Origin of the sequence: Edaphosphingomonas laterariae (genome assembly GCF_900188165.1) — a bacterium.
Lineage (GTDB): Bacteria > Pseudomonadota > Alphaproteobacteria > Sphingomonadales > Sphingomonadaceae > Sphingomonas_E > Sphingomonas_E laterariae.
Genome location: NZ_FZOS01000008.1, coordinates 130459 through 153835, shown reverse-complemented (window position 1 = coordinate 153835; position 23377 = coordinate 130459). Strand labels below are relative to the sequence as shown.

The 23377-nt window shown below is 66.5% G+C and carries 31 protein-coding genes and 1 tRNA gene; 15 read left to right on the top strand and 17 right to left on the bottom strand.

Translation table 11 applies throughout. From position 1 onward, the window contains the following. Window positions 1–22: 22 nt before the first annotated feature. The 3 genes from gyrA to yaaA form a co-directional block, all read right to left on the bottom strand. Window positions 23–2746 (bottom strand): DNA gyrase subunit A, encoded by a 2724-nt coding sequence (gyrA, locus tag CHB74_RS09740; RefSeq protein WP_089219438.1) that lies wholly within the window; start codon window positions 2744–2746, stop codon window positions 23–25. Window positions 2747–2869: 123 nt separating this feature from the next. Beyond that, window positions 2870–3223: a hypothetical protein gene (locus tag CHB74_RS09735; protein ID WP_218821416.1), complete on the bottom strand. Its 354-nt coding sequence runs from the start codon at window positions 3221–3223 to the stop codon at window positions 2870–2872. 96 nt (window positions 3224–3319) lie between these two features. After that, window positions 3320–4096, bottom strand: coding sequence for a peroxide stress protein YaaA (gene yaaA, locus CHB74_RS09730; RefSeq protein ID WP_089219436.1), 777 nt, complete (start codon window positions 4094–4096; stop codon window positions 3320–3322). Window positions 4097–4293: 197 nt separating this feature from the next. On the opposite strand from yaaA, the gene CHB74_RS09725 reads away from it, so the two are divergent. Further along, the gene (locus CHB74_RS09725) at window positions 4294–5535 is read left to right on the top strand and encodes a tetratricopeptide repeat protein (RefSeq protein WP_089219435.1); all 1242 of its coding nucleotides are present in this window, start codon (window positions 4294–4296) and stop codon (window positions 5533–5535) included. Window positions 5536–5734: 199 nt separating this feature from the next. On the opposite strand, the gene CHB74_RS09720 is transcribed toward CHB74_RS09725, so the two are convergent. Then, window positions 5735–6214, bottom strand: coding sequence for an Lrp/AsnC family transcriptional regulator (locus tag CHB74_RS09720; RefSeq protein WP_089219434.1), 480 nt, complete (start codon window positions 6212–6214; stop codon window positions 5735–5737). 135 nt (window positions 6215–6349) lie between these two features. Between CHB74_RS09720 and CHB74_RS09715 the strand changes: the two genes are divergently transcribed. Together CHB74_RS09715 and CHB74_RS09710 are read left to right on the top strand one after the other, a co-directional pair. Beyond that, a complete protein-coding gene (locus CHB74_RS09715; RefSeq protein ID WP_089219433.1) occupies window positions 6350–8080 on the top strand; it encodes a sensor histidine kinase in 1731 nt (576 codons plus the stop codon). A 66-nt stretch (window positions 8081–8146) separates the two neighbouring features. Beyond that, window positions 8147–8222: transfer RNA gene (locus CHB74_RS09710), tRNA-Ile, on the top strand. A gap of 33 nt (window positions 8223–8255) precedes the next feature. Here the strand turns inward: CHB74_RS09710 and CHB74_RS09705 are convergent. The 11 genes from CHB74_RS09705 to CHB74_RS09670 form a co-directional block, all read right to left on the bottom strand. Then, on the bottom strand, window positions 8256–9353 hold the full coding sequence (locus tag CHB74_RS09705) for a tyrosine-type recombinase/integrase (protein WP_245842781.1): 1098 nt from the start codon (window positions 9351–9353) through the stop codon (window positions 8256–8258). Continuing rightward, complete coding sequence (locus CHB74_RS21990; protein ID WP_179220791.1) at window positions 9353–9529, bottom strand: hypothetical protein; 177 nt, start codon at window positions 9527–9529, stop codon at window positions 9353–9355. The genes CHB74_RS09705 and CHB74_RS21990 overlap by 1 nt, the downstream gene beginning before the upstream one ends. Continuing rightward, window positions 9529–11148, bottom strand: a complete 1620-nt coding sequence (locus tag CHB74_RS09700; RefSeq protein ID WP_089219431.1) for a DNA cytosine methyltransferase — start codon at window positions 11146–11148, stop codon at window positions 9529–9531. Before CHB74_RS09700 ends, CHB74_RS21990 begins: the two co-directional genes overlap by 1 nt. Beyond that, a complete protein-coding gene (locus CHB74_RS09695) occupies window positions 11145–11510 on the bottom strand; it encodes a DUF4326 domain-containing protein (RefSeq protein ID WP_089219430.1) in 366 nt (121 codons plus the stop codon). The genes CHB74_RS09700 and CHB74_RS09695 overlap by 4 nt, the downstream gene beginning before the upstream one ends. 103 nt (window positions 11511–11613) lie before the next feature. Further along, window positions 11614–11871 carry a hypothetical protein gene (locus CHB74_RS21985; RefSeq protein ID WP_179220790.1) on the bottom strand — a complete coding sequence of 86 codons (258 nt, stop codon included), beginning with the start codon at window positions 11869–11871 and terminating at the stop codon, window positions 11614–11616. Then, entirely contained in the window at window positions 11859–12158 is a 300-nt protein-coding gene (locus CHB74_RS21620) for a DUF6948 domain-containing protein (protein ID WP_144033762.1), read from the bottom strand. Before CHB74_RS21620 ends, CHB74_RS21985 begins: the two co-directional genes overlap by 13 nt. A gap of 70 nt (window positions 12159–12228) precedes the next feature. Further along, the gene (locus CHB74_RS09685) at window positions 12229–12762 is read right to left on the bottom strand and encodes a hypothetical protein (protein ID WP_089219429.1); all 534 of its coding nucleotides are present in this window, start codon (window positions 12760–12762) and stop codon (window positions 12229–12231) included. Next, window positions 12759–12920, bottom strand: a complete 162-nt coding sequence (locus CHB74_RS21980; RefSeq protein WP_179220789.1) for a hypothetical protein — start codon at window positions 12918–12920, stop codon at window positions 12759–12761. Before CHB74_RS21980 ends, CHB74_RS09685 begins: the two co-directional genes overlap by 4 nt. Next, window positions 12917–13159: a hypothetical protein gene (locus CHB74_RS09680; protein WP_144033761.1), complete on the bottom strand. Its 243-nt coding sequence runs from the start codon at window positions 13157–13159 to the stop codon at window positions 12917–12919. The genes CHB74_RS21980 and CHB74_RS09680 overlap by 4 nt, the downstream gene beginning before the upstream one ends. Window positions 13160–13206: 47 nt before the next feature. Continuing rightward, on the bottom strand, window positions 13207–13530 hold the full coding sequence (locus CHB74_RS09675) for a hypothetical protein (RefSeq protein ID WP_089219427.1): 324 nt from the start codon (window positions 13528–13530) through the stop codon (window positions 13207–13209). Continuing rightward, a complete protein-coding gene (locus tag CHB74_RS09670; RefSeq protein ID WP_089219426.1) occupies window positions 13527–13835 on the bottom strand; it encodes a hypothetical protein in 309 nt (102 codons plus the stop codon). The genes CHB74_RS09675 and CHB74_RS09670 overlap by 4 nt, the downstream gene beginning before the upstream one ends. A gap of 134 nt (window positions 13836–13969) precedes the next feature. On the opposite strand from CHB74_RS09670, the gene CHB74_RS09665 reads away from it, so the two are divergent. Next, on the top strand, window positions 13970–14359 hold the full coding sequence (locus tag CHB74_RS09665) for an HIRAN domain-containing protein (RefSeq protein ID WP_089219425.1): 390 nt from the start codon (window positions 13970–13972) through the stop codon (window positions 14357–14359). On the opposite strand, the gene CHB74_RS09660 is transcribed toward CHB74_RS09665, so the two are convergent. Then, window positions 14352–14969, bottom strand: a complete 618-nt coding sequence (locus CHB74_RS09660; protein WP_089219424.1) for a S24 family peptidase — start codon at window positions 14967–14969, stop codon at window positions 14352–14354. The two genes, CHB74_RS09665 and CHB74_RS09660, sit on opposite strands and share 8 nt — an antisense overlap. Window positions 14970–15058: 89 nt before the next feature. On the opposite strand from CHB74_RS09660, the gene CHB74_RS21975 reads away from it, so the two are divergent. Then, entirely contained in the window at window positions 15059–15340 is a 282-nt protein-coding gene (locus CHB74_RS21975) for a hypothetical protein (RefSeq protein ID WP_218821415.1), read from the top strand. A 100-nt stretch (window positions 15341–15440) separates the two neighbouring features. Here the strand turns inward: CHB74_RS21975 and CHB74_RS09650 are convergent, their stop codons facing one another. After that, window positions 15441–15821 carry a hypothetical protein gene (locus tag CHB74_RS09650; RefSeq protein WP_089219423.1) on the bottom strand — a complete coding sequence of 127 codons (381 nt, stop codon included), beginning with the start codon at window positions 15819–15821 and terminating at the stop codon, window positions 15441–15443. 127 nt (window positions 15822–15948) lie between these two features. Here CHB74_RS09650 and CHB74_RS09645 point away from each other — a divergent pair, with 127 nt between their 5' ends. The 10 genes from CHB74_RS09645 to CHB74_RS09600 all read left to right on the top strand — a co-directional run bounded on the left by CHB74_RS09645 (window position 15949) and on the right by CHB74_RS09600 (window position 23366). Continuing rightward, window positions 15949–16449 (top strand): hypothetical protein, encoded by a 501-nt coding sequence (locus CHB74_RS09645; protein ID WP_245842779.1) that lies wholly within the window; start codon window positions 15949–15951, stop codon window positions 16447–16449. Next, the gene (locus CHB74_RS09640) at window positions 16446–17114 is read left to right on the top strand and encodes a hypothetical protein (RefSeq protein ID WP_089219422.1); all 669 of its coding nucleotides are present in this window, start codon (window positions 16446–16448) and stop codon (window positions 17112–17114) included. The genes CHB74_RS09645 and CHB74_RS09640 overlap by 4 nt, the downstream gene beginning before the upstream one ends. Further along, window positions 17111–17605: a hypothetical protein gene (locus CHB74_RS09635; RefSeq protein ID WP_089219421.1), complete on the top strand. Its 495-nt coding sequence runs from the start codon at window positions 17111–17113 to the stop codon at window positions 17603–17605. The genes CHB74_RS09640 and CHB74_RS09635 overlap by 4 nt, the downstream gene beginning before the upstream one ends. Further along, a complete protein-coding gene (locus tag CHB74_RS09630) occupies window positions 17602–17820 on the top strand; it encodes a hypothetical protein (RefSeq protein WP_089219420.1) in 219 nt (72 codons plus the stop codon). The genes CHB74_RS09635 and CHB74_RS09630 overlap by 4 nt, the downstream gene beginning before the upstream one ends. Further along, a complete protein-coding gene (locus CHB74_RS09625) occupies window positions 17790–18230 on the top strand; it encodes an ASCH domain-containing protein (protein ID WP_218821414.1) in 441 nt (146 codons plus the stop codon). The genes CHB74_RS09630 and CHB74_RS09625 overlap by 31 nt, the downstream gene beginning before the upstream one ends. 55 nt (window positions 18231–18285) lie before the next feature. Continuing rightward, window positions 18286–18576 carry a hypothetical protein gene (locus CHB74_RS09620; protein WP_089219418.1) on the top strand — a complete coding sequence of 97 codons (291 nt, stop codon included), beginning with the start codon at window positions 18286–18288 and terminating at the stop codon, window positions 18574–18576. Then, window positions 18573–19073: a single-stranded DNA-binding protein gene (ssb, locus tag CHB74_RS09615; protein WP_089219417.1), complete on the top strand. Its 501-nt coding sequence runs from the start codon at window positions 18573–18575 to the stop codon at window positions 19071–19073. The genes CHB74_RS09620 and ssb overlap by 4 nt, the downstream gene beginning before the upstream one ends. 60 nt (window positions 19074–19133) lie before the next feature. Further along, a complete protein-coding gene (locus CHB74_RS09610; RefSeq protein ID WP_089219416.1) occupies window positions 19134–22100 on the top strand; it encodes a phage/plasmid primase, P4 family in 2967 nt (988 codons plus the stop codon). Window positions 22101–22385: 285 nt separating this feature from the next. Further along, window positions 22386–22856 (top strand): hypothetical protein, encoded by a 471-nt coding sequence (locus CHB74_RS09605; protein ID WP_089219415.1) that lies wholly within the window; start codon window positions 22386–22388, stop codon window positions 22854–22856. Between the two features lie 159 nt (window positions 22857–23015). After that, window positions 23016–23366: an HNH endonuclease gene (locus tag CHB74_RS09600; RefSeq protein WP_089219414.1), complete on the top strand. Its 351-nt coding sequence runs from the start codon at window positions 23016–23018 to the stop codon at window positions 23364–23366. Window positions 23367–23377: the final 11 nt, after the last annotated feature.

The following is a 23377-nucleotide window of genomic DNA, read 5'->3' as shown; positions in this document are numbered from 1 at the left end:
GTCCGCCACCGGACGAAGCGGATTACGCCTCGCCGCCCGTGCCCTCGCCGCCGGTGCCTTCGCCGTCGGTCGCCGGGGTTTCGCCGTCGCCTTCCTCGCCATCGTCGCCTTCGATTTTCGCGGCCGACACGACATGCTCGTTGTCGGCGACGTTGAACAGGCGGACGCCGGCGCTGTTGCGGCCGATGACGCGCAGCGAATCGAGCCCCATGCGGATCATCTTCGCCTGATCGGTGACGAGCATCAGCTGCTCGCCATGATGCGCCGGGAAGCTCGCCACGACGGGGCCGTTGCGGGCGATATTGTCGATATTGCCGATGCCCTGCCCACCACGGCCGGTGCGGCGATATTCATAAGCCGAGCTGACCTTGCCATAGCCATTGGCGCAGACGGTGAGGATGAACTCCTCGGCCTCGACGAACTGGGTCATCCGCGCCGCATCCAGCGTCGGCGCGTTGTCATTTTCCTTCCAGGGCGCGGCGCGCAGATAGGCGTCGCGTTCCTCGGTGGACGCTTCGAAGCCGCGCAGGATCGACAGCGAGATCACCTCGTCGCCCTCTTCCTTCAGCGTCATGCCGCGCACGCCGGTGGAAGTGCGGCTCTGGAATTCGCGCACGTCGGTCGCGGCGAAGCGGATCGCCTTGCCCAGCCGGGTGGCGAGCAGCACGTCGTCCTCCTCGGTCAGCAGCGCCACGCCGATCAGCCGGTCGTCGCTATCCTCGTCGAAGCGCATGGCGATCTTGCCGTTCGACGGCACGTTGGTGAACGCATCCATCGAATTGCGGCGCACCGTGCCCTTCGCGGTGGCGAACATCACGTGCAGCTTGCCCCATTCCGCCTCGTCCTCGGGCAGCGGCAGCACGGTCGAAATGGTTTCGCCCTGCGCCAGCGGCAGCAGGTTGATCATCGGCCGGCCGCGCGCCTGCGGGGCGCCTTCGGGCAGGCGCCACACCTTCTTGCGATAGACCTTGCCGTGGTTGGAGAAGAACAGCACCGGCGTGTGCGTCGACGTGACGAACAGCTCGATAACGGCATCCTCGTCCTTGGTGCCCATGCCCGAACGGCCCTTGCCGCCGCGCCGCTGGGCGCGGAAGGCTTCGAGCGGGGTGCGCTTGATGTAGCCGCCATGGGTGACGGTGACGACCATCTCCTCGCGCTCGATCAGATCCTCGTCCTCGATATCGTCGCCGGCCGGCGCGATCGTCGATTTGCGGGGTGTCGCGAACTCGGCGGCAATGACGTCGAGCTCTTCCTCCAGCACTTCGTAGAGGCGCTGGCGGTTGCCGAGGATCTCGAGCAGCTCGCCGATCGACACCGCCAGCTTGGACAGTTCGTCGCCGATCTCGTCGCGGCCGAGCGCGGTCAGGCGGTGGAGGCGCAGATCGAGGATCGCGCGCACCTGCGCGTCGGACAGCTGATAGGTATCGCCCTCCACCTCATGTTCGACCGCTTCGACCAGCCGGATATAGGGCGCGATCTCGGCGACCGGCCATTGCCGCGCGAGCAGGCTGGCGCGCGCTTCGGCCGGGCTGGACGATCCACGGATGATCCGCACCACCTCGTCCAGGTTCGTCACCGCGATGACGAGGCCGAGCAGGATATGGGCGCGTTCGCGGGCCTTCAGCAGCTCGAACTTCGAACGCCGCGTGATCACTTCCTCGCGGAACTTGACGAAGCTTTCGATGATGTCGCGCAGCGACAGCACTTCGGGGCGGCCGTTGCGGATCGCCAGCATGTTGGCGGGGAAGCTGGTCTGCGCGCTGGTGTGGCGCCACAGCTGGTTCAGCACCACCTCGGGCGTCGCGTCGCGCTTCAGGTCGATCACGATGCGCACGCCGAACCGGTTGGATTCGTCGCGGATATCGGAAACGCCCTCGATCCGCTTGTCCTTGGCGGCCTCGGCAATACCTTCCACCAGCGCGCTCTTGCCCGTCTGGTAGGGGATTTCGGTCAGCACGATCGACCGGCGGTCGCCGCGCCCTTCCTCGATCTCATGGCGCGAACGCATGATGATCGAGCCCTTGCCGTTCACATAGGCGTTGCGCGCGCCGCCCTTGCCCAGGATCAGCGCGCCGGTCGGAAAGTCCGGCCCGGGGATGATTTCGTGCAGTTCTTCGGACGAGATCGCGCCATTGGCGATATAGGCTTTGCAGGCCGCGATCACCTCGCCCAGATTGTGCGGCGGGATGTTGGTGGCCATGCCGACGGCGATGCCGCCCGATCCGTTGACCAGCAGGTTGGGGAAGCGCGCCGGCAGCACCAGCGGCTCCTGCAGCGATCCGTCATAGTTCGGCCCGAAGTCGACGGTGTCCTTGTCGATATCGGCCAGCAGCGCCATCGCCGGCTTGGCCAGGCGCGCTTCGGTATAACGCATCGATGCCGGAAGGTCGGGGTCCATCGACCCGAAATTGCCCTGGCCGTCGACCAGCGGCACCCGCATCGACCAGTCCTGCGCCATGCGCGCCAGCGCCATGTAGATCGGCGCGTCGCCATGCGGGTGATAATTGCCCATCACGTCGCCGACGATCTTCGCCGACTTGCGATACGGCCGGCCGGGGACGAAGCCGCCTTCCTGGCTGGCGTACAGGATGCGCCGGTGCACCGGCTTCAGCCCGTCGCGCACGTCGGGCAGCGCGCGGCTGACGATCACCGACATGGCATAGTCGAGATAACTCGACTTCATCTCCTCGACGATCGAGACGGGGGTGATGTCGCTGTTTTCGATGGACGGCGGGACGCTGGCCAAGATGGAATCCGTATGTCGTGAAAAGGCTTTTGCCGACGCCGGAGCGCGGCCTCATGTCCCTAGCCCAAGCGAAGCGTCCACGCCAGCCCGGGCAGGCCTTTCGGCATCAAATCGAAAAGGCGGTCAGACGGCGGATTGAAACCGCGTCCGGCCATCGGCGCGGCGCATGCGATAGGCGATCAGCACGAGCGCCGCGGCCAGCGGCATCCAGCCCGCGATAGCCGGGTCGGGCAACGGTATCGCCGCGTCGTCCTGCACAGCATCATCGGATGACGACAGCGCCGGCGCGATATCGCCGTCCGCGCCCTCCACAGGGTCGATTACGGCCAGCGGCCGCCCTTCGGTCAGCCCCGGCGCGAGCAGCGCGGCCTCGGCCGGCACGGCCGCGCCAGCCAGCAGAAACGCCACACCAAGCCAGCAAGATCTTGCCACGAACCCACACTCCACACGGCTCGACTCTTGGTTGCACCGCACCATGAATCGCCCCGGATGGCAATGTTAAATGTCGCAACAACAAGGAATTGAACGCGATCAGGCCACGCTTCGTCAGCGCCGCTTATGGTGCAACGCCCCCTATTCGGCCGGCACCGCCGCCCCGCGCACGAACAGCCAGCGATCGCCGTCCGAGCCCGCGGCATCATAATGATAACCGTCGCTGTCGAAGCCCTTGAGATGTTCGGGCCGGTCGATCCGGTGTTCGCACATCCACCGCGCCATCATGCCGCGCGCGCGCTTGGCGGCGAAGCTGTTGAAGCGCAGCCCCTTGGGCCCATGCTCCCTGAATTCGACCGTGATGATCCGCGTCTTTTCAGGCGGATGCTGCGAAACCACGCCCCAATATTCCTGGCTGGCGGTGTTGATCAGCACGTCGGTATCGGCCGCCGCCAGATCGTCGGCGATCGCCCGGCTCACCCGGTCGCCCCAATATTGGTAGAGATTCTTCGGCCGCCCCGGCGCCCAGCGCGTCCCCATCTCCAGCCGATAGGGCCGCATCAGATCGAGCGGGCGGAGCAGGCCGTAGAGGCCGGACAGGATCCGCACATGGTCCTGCGCGAAGGCGATCGCCGCTTCATCCAGGCTATGCGCCTCGAACCCCAGATAGACGTCGCCGTTGAAGGCGTAGAGCGCGGCGCGCGCATCGGCCGAGGCGAAATTGTCGAAGCGTTCGGCGTTGAGCGCCGCCAGCTTGTCCGAAATATGCATCAGTTCGCCGAGTTTCTTCGCCCCCAGCCCGGCGGCGGCGGCGGCCAGCGCCTGCGCTTCCTCCGCGAAACGCGGCTGGGTTGCGGCATAAGGCGGGAGCGGGCGCTGATAATCGAGCGATTTGGCCGGGGAAAGCAGTGCGAGCATCGCCTGCGCCTAGACCAGCTTGGCTGTGGGAAAAAGAGGACAATGCGTCCTTACGTCATGGCGTTGCGGTTCAAGCCCGGTTCACGGCGGCTTGGCCACAGCTAAACGGACGGTGGTGGAAATCTTGTGCGGCGTGCGGCGGCAGAGTAGGCAGGCCGGCGCATGGGAAATCCCCGCCCCTGAGGAGGCTTGAAGACATGAAGATGGTTTCGACGATCACGCTGGGCCTCGCGCTCGCGCTGTCCAGCGCGGCGGTGGTCGGCGTGCAGCCAGCGGTTGCCGCGAAGAAGGAAAAGGCCCCCAAGGCCGAACTGACCCCGGCGGTGCGCGAAGCCGTTGCCGCCGCGCAGGCCGCGATGGCCAAGGAGCCGAAGGACGTCGCCACCGCGACCGCGCAGGCCGCCACCGCCCGCGCCGGCGCGACCACGCCCGACGACAAGTTCTATGCCGGTTCGGTGTCCTATGATGTCGGCCGCAACACCAACGACAAGAAGCTCCAGGGCGAAGCGCTCGATCTGATGCTGTCGAGCGGCAAGGTTCCGGCGGAATCGACCGGCAATTTCTGGAAGGTCCGCGGCGTCCTCGCTTATGAATCGAAGGACTATCCCAAGGCCGATCAGGCCTTCACCCAGGCGATCCAGGCCGGCGACAAGGGCAACGACACCTACGCGCTCGCCGCCGACGCCAAGGATCGCATCGGCAAGCCGGCCGAGGCGCTCGCCCTGCTCCAGCAGGCCATCAGCCAGGCCGAAGCCGCCGGCAAGCCGCTGCCCAGCGAATATTATGGCCGTGGCATCGCCATCGGCTACAAGGCGAAGCTCGCCCCGCAGGTCGAAAGCATCTCGCAGTCTTGGCTGAAGGCCTATCCGACGCAGGACAATTGGCGGGATTCGCTGATCGTCTATCGCGATCTCAACAAGATCGACGCCGATTATGAGCTCGATCTGATGCGCCTGATGCGCACCGCCAAGGCGATGAAGGGCGAAAGCGACTATTACACCTACGCCGAAGCGACCTACATCAAGTTCCCCGGCGAAGGTAAGGCCGTGATCGACGAGGGCGTGGCCTCGGGCATGCTCAAGCTCACCGCCGGCAGCAACATCAAGGCGTTCAGCGATCAGGCCAATTCGCGCGTCGGCGCGGACAAGGCCGATCTTCCGGGCGCCGCCGCCTCGGCCGCCAAGGCCGGGAACGGCGTCGCCGCCCGCGCGACCGGCGATTCCTATCTCGGCTATGGCGATTATGCCAAGGCGGCCGAAATGTATCGCCTGGCGCTGCAAAAGGGTGGCGTCGACGCCAATGTCGTCAACACCCGCCTCGGCATGGCGCTCGCCCGCGCCGGCCAGAAGGAAGAAGCCCGCACCGTGTTCAGCTCGATCACGGGGCCGCGCCAGTCGCTCGCCAAATATTGGCTGATCTGGCTCGACCAGCAGGCCTGATCCTTCATCAGGCATGAAAAAGGGGCGGTCGAGCATGGCTCGGCCGCCCCTTTTGCGTCCGGAGCACTTTCCAGGCAGGTGGCATCACCTGCTGACTCGGAAACCACGGCAAACCAAAAATTTAGAGCATTCGAGCCGACGCCGTCGGATCGGAAAATGCGCTAGCCCCGATCGCCGGGGCCGAACCATCAGCGCCCCGTCATTCGGGGTCCACCGGAACCCCCGGATTGTCCTTGGACGTGCGGATCGTCAGCGATGTCTTGACGCTCGCCACATTGGGCGCCGGCGTCAGCTGCGACGTCAGGAAGCTCTGGAACGATTGCAGGTCGTGCGCGACGATCTTCAGGATGAAATCGATCTCGCCGTTCAGCATGTGGCATTCGCGCACTTCGGGCAGGCTGGTCACATGGTCCTCGAACGCGCGCAGGTCATCCTCGGCCTGGCTGCGCAGGCTCACCATGGCGAACACCATGATGCCATAGCCCAGCGACGGCGCGTTCAGCTTGGCATGATAGCTTTCGATCACCCCCGCCTGTTCCAGCGCGCGCACACGGCGCAGACACGGCGGCGCGGTCAATCCCGCCTGGCGCGCCAGGTCGACATTGGTGATCCGGCCCTCGTCCTGCAGCGCCGAAAGAATTGTTCGGTCGATGGAATCGAGGGGAAACCTCGCAGCCACGGCATATCCTTCCAGTTAAGATGGCGCGAACATAAGAATATTTCCTGTTTGTGCAATTGTCCCACTATGCAACGCCGCAGAAAAGCGTCTTTCCCCGGCGTTCCGGCAAGGGTATCGGGGAAGGAGAAACAGGGCATGGCGGCCATCCCGGCCTCCGGTGGGAAGGCGAATAGGGTGCGCTTCGACGACAAGCTTGCAACGGTGCTCGCGCGGCCGCTGGCGGACGCCGGGGCACGTGCGGCCACATGGCGTCAGGTTGTCGATATCCTCGCGCAGGATCGCGACGCCACGATCAGCGTCGGCCAGCGCGACGGCGCCTTCGCGCTCCTCCGCCGCATCCGCAACGCCGTGCCCGCCGAAGTGCGGGCGGAAAGCGTGCTCGGCATCGCCTGCCATCGCGTTCCCGCCGCCGTCGTCGCTTTCGTGGCGGAAGATGCACCCGCGATCGGCGCGCCGCTGATCGCCGCCGCCGCACTCGAAGAAGGCGAATGGATCGCGCTGCTGCCCCGCCTGTCACCGCCGGCACGCGCGCTGCTGCGCCATCGCCGCGATCTGCCCACCGCCGTGCGCACCGCGCTCGGCAGCTTCGGCAGCAGCGATTTCGCACTGGGTGGTGAACCGCGCGCGCCCATCGTCGATGAAGTCGTGCTTGCCCAGGACGCCGCCATCCCGGTCGCCGCGGTCATCACCGGCGCGGCCGAGCCGGTGTCCGAAGGCGAAATGCAGATCCGCGATCTGCTCGATCGCATCGCCGCCTATCGCGATCGCGCCGAAGCCAGCCGGCCCGACGTGCGTGGCCCTGATAGCGATGACGACGATCGCATCGCCGAATTCCGCTTCGAAACCGGGCCGGACGGCATGATCCGCTGGGTCGAAGGCGCGCCGCGCGGGCCGCTGGTCGGCATCGTCATCGCCGTCGCCGCCGAACAATATGGCCATGGCGTCGATGGCCATGCCGCCGGCGCCTTCCGCCGCCGCGCCTCGTTCCGCGATGCCCGCCTCAGCGTGCCGGGCGATGGCCCTGCCTCGGGGGAATGGCGCATCTCGGCCGTGCCCTTCTTCGATCATCATGACGGGCGCTTCACCGGCTATCGCGGCACTGCGCGGCGCCCCCGCGCGGACGAGATCGCCGCCCAGCCGATGATGGCGACGGGGCTCTACGGCTCGGGCCTCGCGCCCGATGCGCTGCGCCAGCTCGTCCACGAACTGCGCACCCCGCTCAACGCGATCGTCGGCTTCGCCGAAATGATCGAACGGCAGATGCTGGGCCCGGCCGGCTTCGATTATCGCGATCGCGCCGCCGACATTCTCGATCAGGGGCGCCGCCTGCTGGCGGCGGTCGATGATCTCGACATGGCCGCCCGGCTCGAATCGCGCCGCGTGCGCAGCGCCGCCACCGCCGTCGATGCGGCGATGCTGATCGAACGGCTGCACGACGATTATGAAGCCGCGGCCAGCCCGCGCGGGGTGAAGCTCGCCTTCCGTGTCGCGCAGGCGCTGCCGCCGGTCGATGCCGATCCGGTCGCGGTGGAACGCATGTTCGCCCGCCTGCTCGCCGCCACCATCGGCCTTGCCGAACGCGGCGAAACGATCTTCGCGACGCTCAAGGTCGAAGCCGGGCAGGTGCGCCTCGCGGTCTCGCGCCCGCGCCTGCTCGAATCGCGCGACGAACATGCGCTGCTCGATCCCGGCTACAGCCCCGATGGCGATTGGCCCGATGCCCCCGTGCTCGGCCTCGGCTTCGCGCTCAGGCTGATCCGCAACCTCGCGGTGGCCGCGCGCGGCGGGCTCGATATCCGGGGCGACAGCTTCGAACTGCGTCTCCCCGCGCGCGAGGCGCAGCAGCCGGGCCAGGAAAAGGCCTGATCGCCGCACGCTCGGCGCTTGCCAGCCGCCGCCCCGCTCCGCTATCGCCGGCCACTGCGCTGGTCGGGGCCTGTAGCTCAATGGTTAGAGCTGGCCGCTCATAACGGCTAGGTTGCGGGTTCGAGTCCTGCCGGGCCCACCAGCGCATTTCATAAAGTGTTGAAATTAAACAGATTTATTCGGATTTTTGTCTAACCTTCGGGGGCAGGTTAGACATTTCCCAATCGGACAATGCCCCCATGGCCTGTTCTGCCATGAGCGCGCGCGAGGCTTCGCGGGTGTAGCGGGCAACTTCGGAATCACTGCTGTGGCCGGTGACCGACTTGATCGACTGATTGCCCTGATTGATTTCCGCGAGGCGGCGGGAGATGGCCTTGCGCAGGCCGTGGGCCGAACAGTTCGGCAGGCCGGCTTCGTCGCAGCGATCGCGGAACCAGTTGCCGAAACCGTTGGCGGTGAACGGTACGCCATAGGCCGTGGCAAGGAACGTCATGCCACCCGTGCCAGGTGCAGCGGCGATCGCGGCGGCGAGCTGGGGCGCAATCGGCATGTGCAGCGTCGTCTGCGTCGTCTTCTTCGTTTTCAGCGGCGTGAACGTGAGGCGGCCGGCCTTGACGTTCTGGCGGCCGAGGCGAACGACGTCGCAGCGGCGGGCGCCCGTCCAGAGCATGAGCATCATTGCCAGATAGGCCTTGCTGCCGAGCGGGTGGCGAACGACGAAGCGGGCGATATCGTCCTCGCTCCATGTGTGGTGGCCGCCTGTTTCCGCCGCCATCGGTTCGGTCAGGTCGAACGGGTTGTCGCTCCGCATCTTGAGCAGCACGCCATAATCGACCAGCCGCTTCAGCTGTTTGCGCAGCTTGTTGGCGGCAGTCGGCGTGTCGGCCTTCTTGGCCAGCATCTTTTCGGCATGCGCGAAGCTGAGGCCGGCGACGGTGCGGTGGCCGTGTTCGGCGCGGAAAGCCTCCAATATGCGGCGATCGTGCGTGCGCGTCTGTTCCGACCGCTTGGCGGCGTTCCACCGGGCCGAGGCGTAATAGCGCGCGATCAGATCATGGAAGGTGCCGGGTGCGTGACGCGCCTCGCCGATCGGTTCGGCGGCCGGCGGCAGCGCTTCCATGCAGGCACGATATTCGCGGCCGAATTCATCGGTGCCGAACGGCGCCTTGAAGTAATGATCGGGAAAGCCCTTGCGCCGAAAGCGCAGCCGTTCCTTGCCGTGCCGATCGCTGAAGGCGGTAACGTGCTTGGGCAGGAAACGGCGTTTCGCCACTAGAAGTCGCTCCACGAATCGTCGACGGCGCGCGCCGCCCCGTTCAGCGGCAGGATGATGATCTTTCCACTGATCGGGTCAATCTCGATACGATCGATCTTGAACCCGGCCGAGTCCACGGCGCGGATCGCCTTGGTAAGATCGGTCTGGCGGAATCGCGATGCGGCCTTGCCCATTATGCTGCGATCGCCTCCCGCGCAGGTGCGTTGCAGTTCGCCGCTGCCAGTGCCTCGGCCATGACGGGGCTGACGCTGTTGCCGCACATGCGGATCTGCGCCGTCTTGGTGAGCGGCTTGCCGTTGTGGATCAGGTCGATCACGTAATCGGCCGGAAAGCCCTGCGCGAGGAACAGTTCGCGCGGGGTGAGCATCCGCATGCCGATATCGACGATGGCATATTCCTCGCCCGCGATCGTGACGGTGACCAGGCCGAACCGGGCCTTGGCGGTGACGGCATCGAGCGGGCGGTTGGCTGCCTGCCCATGTTCGGCCGCGCCGTAATATTTGACCAGGAAAGCGCGGACCTCGGCATAGTGGCCGCCGGTGGTGAGCGTGCCGATGGGCTCGCGGTGACCCTGTCCGACACAGTTGTTGCGGAGCTTCACCAGCTGGCTGGTGACGATGTTCTGCTGTGTGCCCCGGCCGGTGATGGTACTGACCGGCATGTCGGCAGCATGGCCGGCATGGATACCGCCTTTGGGCATCGTGTTGTGCTGGGCCATGAAGGCGCAAACGAGAGCATGTTTACCGCCGCCGGCCACAACCGCGCCGAGCGGCTTATGCAGGCCGGGCACGCGGGGCGCCTGCCCTTCGCGCTCACCATAGCCGGTCTGGACCAGCGTGGACGACACCACCGCATATTCGCCACCCTTGGCGGTGGTGATCGTCCGCAGCGGCTCGCTACCCGACCATGCCCGGCCGGCAGCCCATGTGCTGTTGCAGACCGGCACGATGAACGGGTGCGGCGCATCGATCACATAGCGCATGATGCCGGCGGCGATGCGGCGGCAGGTGGCGTCTTTCAGCGGGCGGATGCGGGTGAAGATCGACGGGCACGGGATCGACCAGTCGATGATATCGGCGGCAGTGCGCCATGGCCGCAGGCGGCCAGCGAGGACGTCGGGATGGTCGGCCGGGGCGTGGGTGCGCTTCGGCCAGACGATCGGTTGGCCATCGCACCGGGCGATCAGGAACAGGCGCTTGCGCGTCGTCGGCGCGCCATGATCGCACGCGCGTAGCTCGCGCCATTCGACGCGGTAGCCGGCCTTGCGGAAGCGGCGCACCCATTCATCGAACGTCTTGCCCTTACCAGCGGGGCACGGGCGCCCGTCATCGGTGAGCGGGCCCCATGTGCGGAATTCCTCGACATTTTCCAGCATGATGATCGCGGGGCGCAGCGCGGGGCCAAGGCGATCGATCCAGTGATGCACGATCCATGCGAGATCGCGGATATTCTTGCTGACCGGCTTGCCGCCCTTCGCCTTGCTGAAATGCTTGCAGTCCGGCGAGAACCAGGCGAGCCAAACCGGCTGGGGTCGATCGGCTATCGTGACCGCTTCCAGCGGATCGACCGCCCAGACCGACTGGCAATGATGGCGGGTGCGCGGGTGGTTGGCCGCGTGCATGGCCACGGCCTCCGGATCGTGGTTGATCGCCACGTCCACGTCGCGCAGCAAGGCGGCCTCCAGCCCGGTGGAAGCGCCGCCGCCGCCAGCGAAGTTGTCGACGATCAGGCCGAGCGAATAATCGCGGGCGGGCGTGGAGGCGGCAGCCTCGATCAGCTGGGGTGTCTTCATGCGGCGATCCTTTCCGCGTTCGCGAGCGCGATCAGCGTGTCGGCGTGGCACCAGCGCGATGCGCCCGGGCACCAGCAGATGAGATCACGGCCGCGCAGGCTGGCGATTGCGCGCAGCTGGCGTTCGCGCAGACGGAACAGGGCGGCAACCTCGCGTTCGTTGAAGCCGCACAGCTTCAGTTCGTGATGGCCGATGCTGCCTGTCAGCCATGACCGATGGAGTTGGACAGCGGCGACGTGGCCAAAGGTGCGGGACGAAAAGGGGCTGGCCCACGGACTGCGCGTGCCGACATAGATCGCGCCTCGCGGTGAGCGGCGGGCATGGCGCGGGCGTTGAAGCCGGCGGGGTGCGGGGTGGGGCATGGATCTTCCCGGAAGTTGTGGCCGGCGGTTCCCCGCCGGCCCGGAGCCGCCATCAGGCGGCGACCAGATCGCCTCGCCGTGAGCGGGGCGATCGATGTTTGAATTAGCCGGAGCCGTAGCCGGAGCCGTAGCCGTAGCCGGAGCCGTAGCCGGAGCCGGAGCCGTAGCCGTAGCCGGAGCCGTAGCCGGAGCCGGAGCCGTAGCCGTAGCCGGAGCCGTAGCCGGAGCCGTAGCCGTCGCCGGAGCCGTAGCCGTAGCCGGAGCCGTAGCCGGAGCCGGAGCCGTAGCCGTCGCCGGAGCCGGAGCCGTAGCCGTCGCCGGAGCCGGAGCCGTAGCCGTAGCCGGACTTCAGGCCGCCCATTGCGCGGCCTCGATGCTCTGGACGGCTTCGGGCGTGCAATCGATGATCTCGATCGCTTCGGTCAGCGTGATTTCGACCGGGGCGGCGACCTTGGACTTGGAGGTGTCCAGACCGCTCGTCGCGATTTCGGAAAGCGTCCAGGCGCCATACCAGCGCCAGAGGCGGCGGCTGCTGGCCAGGCGGACTTCCTTGCCGTCGCGTTCCAGCAGATAGCCGAAGTGCACGCCCGCGCTGTAGGTGCGGACGATGACGGGCTTGCCGGCGGCGGTGGTGTTGGTGTCGTTCATCAAGCTCCCCTTGGAGGGCACCTGTTTTCCCGGATCGGGCGCGCCGGGGTGCCGCCGGCGCGAAACTGGTTCACGCGGCGGCGCGATGTGGCAGCGGATTCCGGCCACGGCCGGCGGCGAGGTTGAGGCTGGCGATGAACAGGTGGCAGAACGGCTTGCGTTCCCACCACAGGAGGGTTTCGACCAGCAGGGAATATTCGGCGGCATGGGCGTAGGCGCTGACCAGTGGGCGGTGCGCCTTGAAGAAGCCGGCGTCGTTCAAATGGTGCAGCTCCGTCGGATCGCCGATGTAGCGGCTGGCCACCTTGGGCAGCTTTTCGCGGGCGCGGCCGGCGATCAGGCGGGTGCGCGCGACGGCGTTTTCCAGCGTCGCGATCTTTTCCGCCTTGGTGGCGACCGGTTGGGCGGCGCGGGGCGTGCGGCTGGCGACGTGGTGCCAGTCCGCCTCGATCGCCGCGGCGATGCGGATGCCGGTGGCCGCGTCCGCCTGGGACAGGCGGCCATCGGCCACGGCCTTGGGATAGTGCGTCGCGCGCTGGGCATGGAGATCGCGCGCCACCATCAGGAGGGCCGGCGTTTCATAGGCCCAGCGCGGCGCGATCATCGGCCGCTCACCCGGCCGAGGCCGATTTCGATCAGGATGCCGAACCACTGGATGCACAGGCAGAGCCCCACGGCTTCCTCAGTGCGGGATGCGGGATCGGTGAGGGTGGCGCCGCCCCATGGGCCGACGTCGATGCGGGGGATGAGGTGGCGGATCATGCTTGCCGCCCCTCCGCACTGGCAATGGCGCGGCGCATTGCGTCGACCTGCGCGGTGGAGCCAACAGCCGGGAATGCGCCAAGCAGCTTGGTGGCGAACTTCAACTGCGCCAGAAGATCGGGCGCGGCAGCGACCAGATGAGCGTTGGCTGCAACCTCGTCGGCGGGGCGCAGATTGCTGACGACGGCGGCAACAGCGGCGCGCACGTCGGGCTGGTGAATGTTGTAATCGCCGAACATCGGGTCTGGCCCCTCGGCGTGCCACGGGCCGGGCGTGTGTTGCGCGGTCATTCGCCACCGCCGATCGCGCTCAAGGCGTCATGGATCGAGATGAGCCTGGCATGGGGCAGCGCCTTGCGAATGACATCGGGGGCTTCGTACGTCAGCACGAGGATGTGACGGTGCGGTTCGGGGTGCACGGGGAGCTGATATTTGGCCCTTCCCTCGGCCTCCGGCGTTACGGGGATGAGGTTCAGCTCCAGCCCCTTGGCCGCGCGCCCGCGATGGATGCAAAAATCCTCGCGGATGTGCGTGCAACCGTAATGGCTGGCGATGGCGAGCCGATTGCGGGATTTGCCGGAAGCCGCCGGCCCGTGAATGACGGTGATCATGCCGCGTCGCTCCGGCGCAGGCCGTGCATCAGGCTGGTCTGATTGCGGGGCATCTGGCCGATGGGGACGATCTTGGGATCGGCCGCGCGGGTGGCGGTGGCGATGGCGAGCAGATCATAAGCGAAGCGTTCGACATCCTCGATCGCGCACAGGCTGGACGCGATGATGCGCTGGCGCTCGTCAAGGAAGTGCAGGCTGATGCCGGCGATGTTCTGCTGGACGCGGCCGACGAAGGCCTTGCTGTGAACGTCCGCGACGAACGGAATGAAGTTGCTGCTGACTGGCTGCGCGGTGGCGTCGGTCATGGGTGCCTCCCCGTTAGTGAACGGGGGTCATGTAGTGTGATACATCACACTTCGTCAATTAGAAAAGGTGTGCTTAATCACACCTCACTTGCCGCACGTCGATCGCCTCGACAAACAGGGGCATCGGAGGGGTGATGAGCAAATTGTATCCGGTTGGCATTGTAGGCGAACGCAATTATCAGTCGGCGATTAAGCGGTGCCGACAAGGTGAGCGCGTTTACATCTGCCATGAGCCAGACAACCCGTACGATGATCTGGCGCTGAAGGTTGAAACGGGCGGCGGTCAAACGATCGGCTACATCGCCCGCACTAGCTGGCTACGCGATGCAATCCATGAAGAAGGGCGTGGCTGCACGGCAACAATACTGAGCATTGCGGCGGGTGATGCAGGCGCGCTGGGCGTAGTGCTGAACGTGGCACTATCAGACGACGACGTGCGCGAGCGGTCTTATGCCAGTGAGCGCGTTGGTGTTGGCGAAACCATGGGTGCTATCGGCCGGTCGATAGCGAAGCTGTTTAAATAGCCGTGAGGCGTTGCCGAGCAAAGCGCGGCAGGATGAAAACCACCGGCGTAGCCCATTCGACCTCGACGTCTTCGATATCAGCGGCGTTCAACGATCGCAGGGTGAAACGGCCTGGGCGCGAGCCTTTGGCCAGCAGCTTAAGATAGGTTTCACCGGTGACCAAGCGGACAGCGCAATACTCGCCGATGTAGGCGGGCAGCACGCCATCATGCGTGCGCTGAATGTAGATCACGTCACCATCTGAAAATTTCGGCATCATCGAATCGCCTGCTACTTCAAGCGCTTCGAGCTTTCCGCCGATGTTTGGGGGGCGCATAACGGTCTGGTCGGTGCCGGCGTCCTCAAATATGATCGTTCCGCCCGCTCCGATACGCCCAGTCAGCGGCACCTCGTCCACGCCCATTAGATCTTCGAGGGAGCACTCCAGAGCGTCGGCCAGCTTGTTCAATGTACTGAACTTGATGTCGGTGCTGCTGGGTTCAAGGATATCGCGAACGGCTGTCTCGCCCAAGCCGGCAGCTTTTGCCAAGGGCTTCGCCTTTATGCCTTTGCGCGTCATCGCCCGGCGAATCGCCTCGCGAATGCGCTCCATTTCGTCGGGGCGGTGCATGTGTGTTGTATCACACGCGAACACACATGACGGAAGAAAGGTCAAATCACACCTTGACGGTGTGATATGTCACACTTTATCAGTGCGGCATGGCTACGCTCTTGGAAGATATCGAAGCCTTTTTGCTTCGCCATAACATGGCACCGTCGAGCTTCGGCGGTGAACTGGGTGATCGTCATTTCGTTCGCCAACTCCGGAACGGCCGCCGCGTGTGGCCGGATACCGAGAGGCGTGTTCGGGCCAAGATGGCAGAGCATGACCATGAAGCGGCTTCTAACGCCGATCATTCCGGGTCCGCATCTGGAAAGACCGACGATCCTTCCAGCGAGGCTGGCGACATGCCCTGCCCTTTTCGGGCGGAGGCAGCGTGATGGCGGGTGGTGACCAAACCGCGCGGCCGCGCCTGTGGCGGCGCGTGCTTCAGAGGATGGGGGTGATGGCGTGACGACAGTGACGTTGCCGTCGCCCCAGCTATTGAGGGGTTCCCCCAGCAGTAAGCAGCGTGTGAATTTGCGCCGAGAGATCGCGCAGGGCTTCCTCGCTGAAGGCGAGCCGAATTGTTCGGTGATCGCGATCGGTGGCGACGATCATGTGGTGTTGCTGCCCGGCGATAGTGGCCGTGCCGCCCGTCAGGGTCTGCGCCCAGATCGTCACGGCCTCGTCCTTGCCGACTATCTCGCCAGCTACGGCCATCAGCTCTTCCGCGGTGCCCAGCGCCTGCGACGGCGTCAGCAGGAAGCCGTGGAATTTGTCCCCAGCTTCGGCATCGTCATCCGTAACCCAGAGCCCGACCTTGTCGTCGTTCTGGCGGTCGACGGTGGGGGTCATGTCGTCGGGAAGCATGGCGATCACAGCAGTTCCTTTCGTCCTTCGGTTTGCGCCGGGACGATAGCCGAAGGGGGCGCCTGCGCAACCGGCGCCCCCGGAGGCGCCGACCGATGAATGCGCCGGGGGGCGCGGGCTTTGCCATGGAGGGCGTGTGAAGGCAGGGGGGCTGACGCCCGAGAAGATCGCGCTGAAGCGCGCGACGGGCGAGATGATCAAAGGGGTGGGCGGGCTGGAAGTGGCCGCGATGCACTGCCGTGTCGGCAAGACGCGGCTGGCGCAGGCGGCCGATGCCCGCAACCCGGACAATGCCGAACAGTTCGTCGCGATCGACGTGGTGCAGGATCTGGAACCGCTGGCGCGGGGCCGGGCCGGCTGGCCGCATGTGCTGCGCGAGCTGGCGACCAGCATGGGCTTCGATCTTGTCGAGCGGCCGACGGCCGAGCCGGACAGCGACGACTGGCATGAGCAGATGTCCGAACTGGCCGAGGCCGGCGCGGGCATCACACGCGGGCTGTGCGCGGCGCTGAAGGGGGACCGGCGGATCACGCCCCATGAAATCAAGGAATTCGGGCTGATCGGCCAGGTCGACGATCTGATCGGCGATGCGGTGCGGCTGCGGGCGATGCTGAAGATGGTGGAGGCGGGGCAATGACGATGATGGCATACAAGCTGCCCGAGGGTGCGGCCGAGCTGACCGCGATGGGCCTGTGCATTGCCGAGCGGGAGAGTTGCGGGCTGGGTGCGGGCGATGCCACGCCATCGGCCGGATCGATCGCGCTGGCGACCTGGCTGCTGGCCGATCGGGCGCGCGCGGCACGGCTGGCGCGGCGCAGCGATAGCCCGCTGGCCATGGGCTATGCCACCCGCCAGCTGCTGGCCGGCAAGATCGTGCCCAGCGAGCAGCTGGCCGATGCGATCGCGCGGATGACGGGCGGCGCGGTGGCGGCGCGCGAGTGGGAACTGTCTGCAAACAAAGTCGTTTCAGCGGCCGACCAGAAAGAGGCGGACGGCGACCTTCGTTCCGCCTCTTGTGGCGGGGGTGGCGCACGCTCAGCGCCGGATGCGGGCTGCGAGGCTCCGGCATCGGCCCCCGCCGCATTCCCCGACGATCAATCCGCACTGGCGGTGTTGGGCGAGACGCCTTCGGGCCCGCTGTTCGCCTGCCTGCCGCCGACGCGGACCTGCCCCTTTTACGAAGTCCACGGGTTGGGCCTTTCGTTCCGGCTGGATGACAGCCGGGCGGTGGCGCTGCACGCGGCGCTGGGCGTGGCGCTGGGCGCGCGGGCTGCGGCCCCGGTGCTGGACGCCGCCGCATGAGCGGACGGCTGCGCCCCGATACCGCGCTGTGGGTGGAAAGCGAGTCGACGATCGACGCCTGGGCGGCCGAGGCGCGCCGGGGGGACGAGATCGTCTATGCCCATGGCCCCGCGCTGCCGCAGATGGCGGCGGCGATCCGCGTGCGCCAGCTGGCGGGGCGCGGCATCGTCCACCCGTTCCAGCGGCGCGACGGCCGCGAGTTCGATTATGTCGCGCGGCTGCTGCGCGAGCGGCCGGCGCCGAAGCATTGCCGCCTGATCGGCAGCGAGGGCCGCGCGGTGGTGGATTATCTGCGCCGGCATGTGCGGCTGGGCGAGGCGATGCCGACCGGCACGGCGATTTCGATCGAACTCGGCCTTCGCGGCGACGGCCATGCGAACAATGTGCTGCATCGGCTGCGCCGTTGCGGCGTGATCGACTGGCAGACGGCGCCGGGCGGGTGCCACCAGCCCGCGCGGCGGGTGCTGACGCGGATGGAGATGGCGGCGTGAGCGGCGAAGGGGTGATCCCGGCGGCCGAGCCGATGGATAATGCGCGCGAGCTGCTGGACGCGGCGCTGCCCGCGATCCGCGCGGCGGTGGCGCGTACGCTGCCCGACGCTGACCCGGAATGGATTCGGCGACTGGCGGCGGGCTACTTCGATGCCGGCCCCGTGATGGTGGCGGCGATCGCCGGATGGGCGGTTGGCGCGGGGGTGCGGGTATGAAGGCCCTCAGTGTTCGCCAACCATGGGCGTTCTCGATCCTGTTCGGCGGAAAGGAGATCGAGAACCGCAACTGGTCGACGCGATATCGTGGTCCCCTGGCGCTTCACGCCGCCAAGGGCATGACGAATGACGAGTTCGACGCGTGGCAGCTGTTCCTTTCGGTTCAGGGACTTCGGGGTGATTGGCTGACCAGCAAGACGATGGCTGACCTTCAGCGCGGCGGCGTCGTCGGTATGGTCGACCTTGTCGATTGCGTTAACGCGCATCCCTCGCGCTGGTTTCAGGGGCCATATGGGTTCGTCCTGGCCAATCCGCGCCCGGTGGCCTTCATCCCATGCGCGGGGAAACTCGGCTTCTTCGATCTGCCAGCGCACGTCGCTCAGCTGGTCGAACTGGATTTGACGATGTGAGCCAGGCCGATCGCATTTTTTCCGAACAGCAAAACAAGGGACAGGGGAGGTTGTTTTGAAGCAAGCGGACTATCAAGAGCGCGTCCGGAAGCTGGGGCATGCACTTCAAAGCGGCGTCGCGGCTGACCATTCGCTGGGCAGTGAGGACGGCTCCCCCAAGCACCTTCGCGTTGGCGTGAATATGGCGCTCGTTGAAGGTGCCGCCATTGCCCAGCTGCTGATCGGCAAGGGGCTGGTCAGTGAAGATGAATGGCAAGCCGCGCATATCATTGCGCTGGAGCGCGAGGTTGAGTCCTATCGTCGTTCGCTGAGCGAACGCCTCGGCCGAGAGGTGACCTTGGCATGAGCGGCAGCGTCAACAAGGTCATCCTCGTCGGCAATCTCGGCGCCGATCCCGAGGCGCGCAGCTTCCAGAACGGGGGCGAGTGCGTGACGATGCGGATCGCGACCAGCGAGAGCTGGAAGGACCGGGCGACAGGTGAGCGCCGCGAGCGCACCGAATGGCACACCGTCGTCGTGTTCGCCGAGGGGCTGGTGCCGGTGGCCAAGAATTATCTGCGCAAGGGCAGCAAGGTCTATATCGAGGGCAAGCTGCAGACGCGGAAGTGGCAGGACCAGGCGGGCAATGACCGTTATTCCACCGAAATCGTCTGCCAAGGCTTCAACGCGCAGCTGGTGCTGCTCGACAAGCGCGAGCGCGACCCCGGCCGGGACGATTATTCGGGCCATGCGCATGACGGGCGCTGGAGCAATTCGACGCCGGGGGGCGGCGCGGGTGGCGCGGCCGGCACGGCCGGGGGCAGCGCGTTCGATGCGGGGCTGGACGATCATGTGCCCTTCTGACCCCGGCGGCTAAGCGCCGCCCCGCCCATTTCCTGCTGACCTGAAATTCCGGGGGTTCGATTGTCGACCGTCGCCAAGCTCCCGTCGCCGATATGTTCGGCGGCGCTTCAATATGCGCGCCGTGGCTGGCCCGTCTTCCCGTGCCGGGAGCGGGACGAGACGATCACGGTGCGCGGCAAGGATGGGCCGAAGGAAAAGACGTTCACCGCGAAGTCGCCCTATACCGGCCACGGCCTGAAGGATGCGACCACCGACGAAGCGGTGATCCTCGGCTGGTGGAAGAAGTGGCCGAACGCCATGATCGGCCTGCCGATGGGCGTGAACGGGCTGTTCGCGCTCGATTTCGATCCGCGCGTCGATGAGTCGACCGGCGAGGTTTTCACGCTGGAATCGCTGAAGGCGGCTCTGGAAGAGCAGATGGGCTGCGCGCTGCCGGTGAGCCTGGCGGCGATGACGCAGAGCGACGGCGTGCATGTGTTCCTGCGGCAGCCGCGCGAGGGCGAGCCGATCCGCAACCGTGGCAATCTGCCCCGGCATGTCGATGTGCGCGGACTGGGCGGCTATGTGATCGCCCCGGCGAGCGTGATGAACCCGGATGGCAAGGGCGGCGGCACGCGATATCGCTGGCTGCGCGGCAATGTGCATGACGAGCCGGCGGAAGCCCCGGCCCAGCTGATCGAGATACTGCGCGCGCCCAAGAGCCGCGCCGCGCCGGCAGGCGGGGCGCCCGCTGGCGCGCAAGCGCCAGCCACGGGGGACGCGGGCGGCGGAACGCCGCCGGCATCATCGCCATCGCCCCGCTTTTCTTCTGCCGACCCTTCCGCCCCGGTGGGGGGTGACGCGGCATCCTTCCACGCTTCCGCATCCGATGCCGAACAGGCGGCGATCGACGAGGCCGTGCGCCGTTATGCCTATGCCGCGCTGGATGGCGAGGTGCGCAACGCCGCGGGCGCGGGCGATGGCACACGCAACGACACGATCAGCATCGCCGCGCTGACGCTGGGCCATCTGGTGGGCGCCAAGGCGCTGAGCCGGGCCGCCGTGATCGGCGCGCTGGCCGAGGTGGCGGCGAGCTGGCCGAACTATGACAAGACGATGCGTTCGATCGAGACGGGCGTGGACAAGGGCGCGGAGGAACCGCGCGACCTGACCCGCGTGATCGAGGATGCGCGCGCGCGCTTTCGCCGCCGTGCCGCCCGCCCCGGACCCCGCGGTGGCGTGGGCAAGAACCAACCCTTCCACCCGGAAGGCAGCGGCCAAGGCCAAGCCGAGGCAGGGGCGGGGGTGCCGGCACCGGCGAACGATGACGACAGCGACGGGGTTGCGGCGGCCGAGGCGAACCGGCGGCTGGCATTCTTCCCCCTGACAGATCTGGGCAATGCGGAGCGGTTCCGCGAGCGATATGGACGGGATTTCCGCTGGTCGAGCGCGCTGGGCTGGATGACGTGGGACGGCCGGCGCTGGGCGGCGCTGGATCAGGACGAAAAGATGATCCCGGCCGAGTTGCTGGGCCGCGTGTTTGATATGGCGCGGGCGATACAGGATGAGGCGGGGTTCATCCGCGATAGTGGCGTGCCGTTTCCCCCGCCATGGCGGGAAGAGGGGAAGCCGCCCCGCGCATGGGTGCAGCAGCAGGAGCTTGCAGAGTCGACCGGCGATGAGGACGGCGAACGGCTCGATCGGGTCGTCAAGATCAAGAGCGACGGCACCGTCGTGCTGTTCTCCGACAAGCTGGCCGAATGGGGCCGCACGTCTGAAGGGGCGAGCAAGCTCACCTGCATCGCCAATCTGGTGCGGCCGTGGCTGGCGGCGAAGGCCGATGCGTTCGATGCCGATCCGTTATCGATCAATGTGCTGAACGGCACGCTGCGATTCCGGCGGACGTGGATTGCGGCCGAAAAGCGCTGGCAGGCCGAATGGCGGCTGGACCCGCATAATCGCGACGATCTGATCAGCAAGCTGGCGCCGGTGGCGTTCGACCGCGACGCTGCCTGCCCGATCTATGACGATATGTTCGCCTGGGCGCAGCCCGATGCCGCGATGCGCCGCTATCTGCACCAGTGGGGCGGCCTTTCGATGACCGGCCATATGGGCGAGCAGAAGCTGCATTTCTGGTACGGCCTTGGCGGCAACGGCAAGTCCACCGCGATCGATGCGTGGTGCGCGGCGCTGGGCGATTACACCACGACGATCGGCATCGAGACGTTTCTGGATCAGGGGATCAAGAAGCGCGGCGACCAGGCGACGCCCGATCTGGCGCGGCTGGGCGGCGTGCGGTTGCTGCGCACGTCCGAACCCGAAAAGGGCGGCAAGCTCGCCACCGCGCTGATCAAGCTGGTGACGGGCGGCGAGCCGATGACGGTGCGCTTCCTCAATCGCGGGTTCTTCGACCTGCGGCCGATCTTCAAGCTGACGATATCGGGCAATTTCCGGCCCGAGATACCGGACACGGACGACGGCATCTGGCGACGGGTGAAGCTGATCCCGTGGAATCAGCGCGTGCGCGACGAGACGAACCCGGAGGGCACGCGGGAGAAAGACCCGGAATTGCCCAACAAGCTGCTGGGTGAGTTGCCCGGCATCCTCAACAAGCTGATCGCGGGCCTGCTCGACTGGATGGAGAACGGGCTTGTCGAGCCGGGCGAGGTGACGCGGGCGACGCAGGCCTATCGGCAGGACAGCGATCCGCTCGGGCGCTTCCTGCGGCTCTGTACGAAGGCCGACCCGCAGGCGCGGGTGCAATCATCGCGACTGCATGCCGTGTTCGTCGCCTGGTGCAAGGCGGCGGGCGAGCGCGAATGGTCCAACAAGGGCCTCGCCAAGGCGATGCAGGACAAGGGCTATGAGAAGAAGGCGTCGGACGGGATGCAGTGGCTCGGCATCGAGCTGGTGCGCGACGTGGGCGACTTCATCGATGCCGAGGGCAATCCGCGACCCTTCAGCATCGACGAGGATGGTGGATCGCCGCCCGCGCAGGCCCCGCCCTCGGGCTCCCCATGGGACGAAGTGGACGATTTGCCGCCCTGATCCTTCCGAACCGGAAGGGTGGCGGAAGGATCGCGGAAGGGAGAAAGCGCGGATTTGCGCGGGACTGGAAGGGTTGGAAGGGTTTGCGATCATCGCCCCACACATATGCGCGCACAGGCGCACGGGCGCGCACATGAACAGGACATATGTAAACCCTTCCAATCCTTCCAACCCTTCCGAGTGAAATGCTTAAGTGACTGAATTATATAGATTGGGGCTTTGATCATGGCGGAAGGATACAGGGCTGAGCCGGAAGGGTTGGCGCGTCGCCCGGAAGGATCGGGGGTGTGGTGGACGTTTCAGGCCGTGCAGGATCGCCTTGTCGAGGCGTGGGGCTTCCAGCGGGCGGTGGCGAGCGTGATGCCGGCGGGTGCGCGCGCCAGCGACGGGCCGTGGCATCTGGTGATCCGCGACCGCGCCGACATGGCCGAACAGTCGCTGGCGGGGCATGAGTTGGTGAGCATCGGCCGGGCGACGCTGCGGCCGGAAGAGGTGGACCGGATGGATGAGGCGCTGGGCTGGGTTGTCCATGTGCGGGCCGATGATGTGCGGCTGCTGGCGCTCGCCATCGGTGCGCTGGAGCGGAGCGGGCACCGGATCGCCTGGAGCGATATCGCGCCGCGGTGCGGGCTGCGGACGAAGCTGGGCCATTTGATGGGGCCGGAGGCGCTCAAGATGCGCTATCGGCGGGCGATCAAGGATATCGCCGTGGCGCTCAATGGCGGAAATGCTCAGCTTTCACCGTCAAGGGGGTAAATGAAGAAAAGGTGGTGTTCCCCCAGCCCCGGTTTTCAGCATAGAAATCGATATGTTGGGGTAGCGTGCGAAAGCAGCTGTTTCGGCATCCTCTCCTAGCCTGACAGGGCCCGCGTCGTTCCCTTGCGACGCGGGCCTTGTCCGTTTCGGACGTTCGTGATGGCGCGGTTGTCGACGTTGAAGCCGACACTCGGCACCTTGCGGCCGTCGATCGCCTTCATGCCCGAGGGCCGGGCCGAGACGGATCGGCACCGCAACAGCCAGCCGTGGCGCAAGTGGTATCACACCGCGCGGTGGAAGGCGCTGCGGTGGTCGGTGCTCGTGCGCGATGCCTTCACCTGCCGGGGATGCGAGGCGCTGGAAGGCGATACGTCGAAGCTGGTGGCCGATCACATTCGGCCGCACCGTGGCGATGAGGCACTGTTCTGGGATGAGGCCAACCTGCAGACGCTGTGCGCCTCGTGCCACAGCGGGTCGAAGCAGCGGGAGGAGCGGCGCGCCGCGCCCTGACCCGCAGGCAG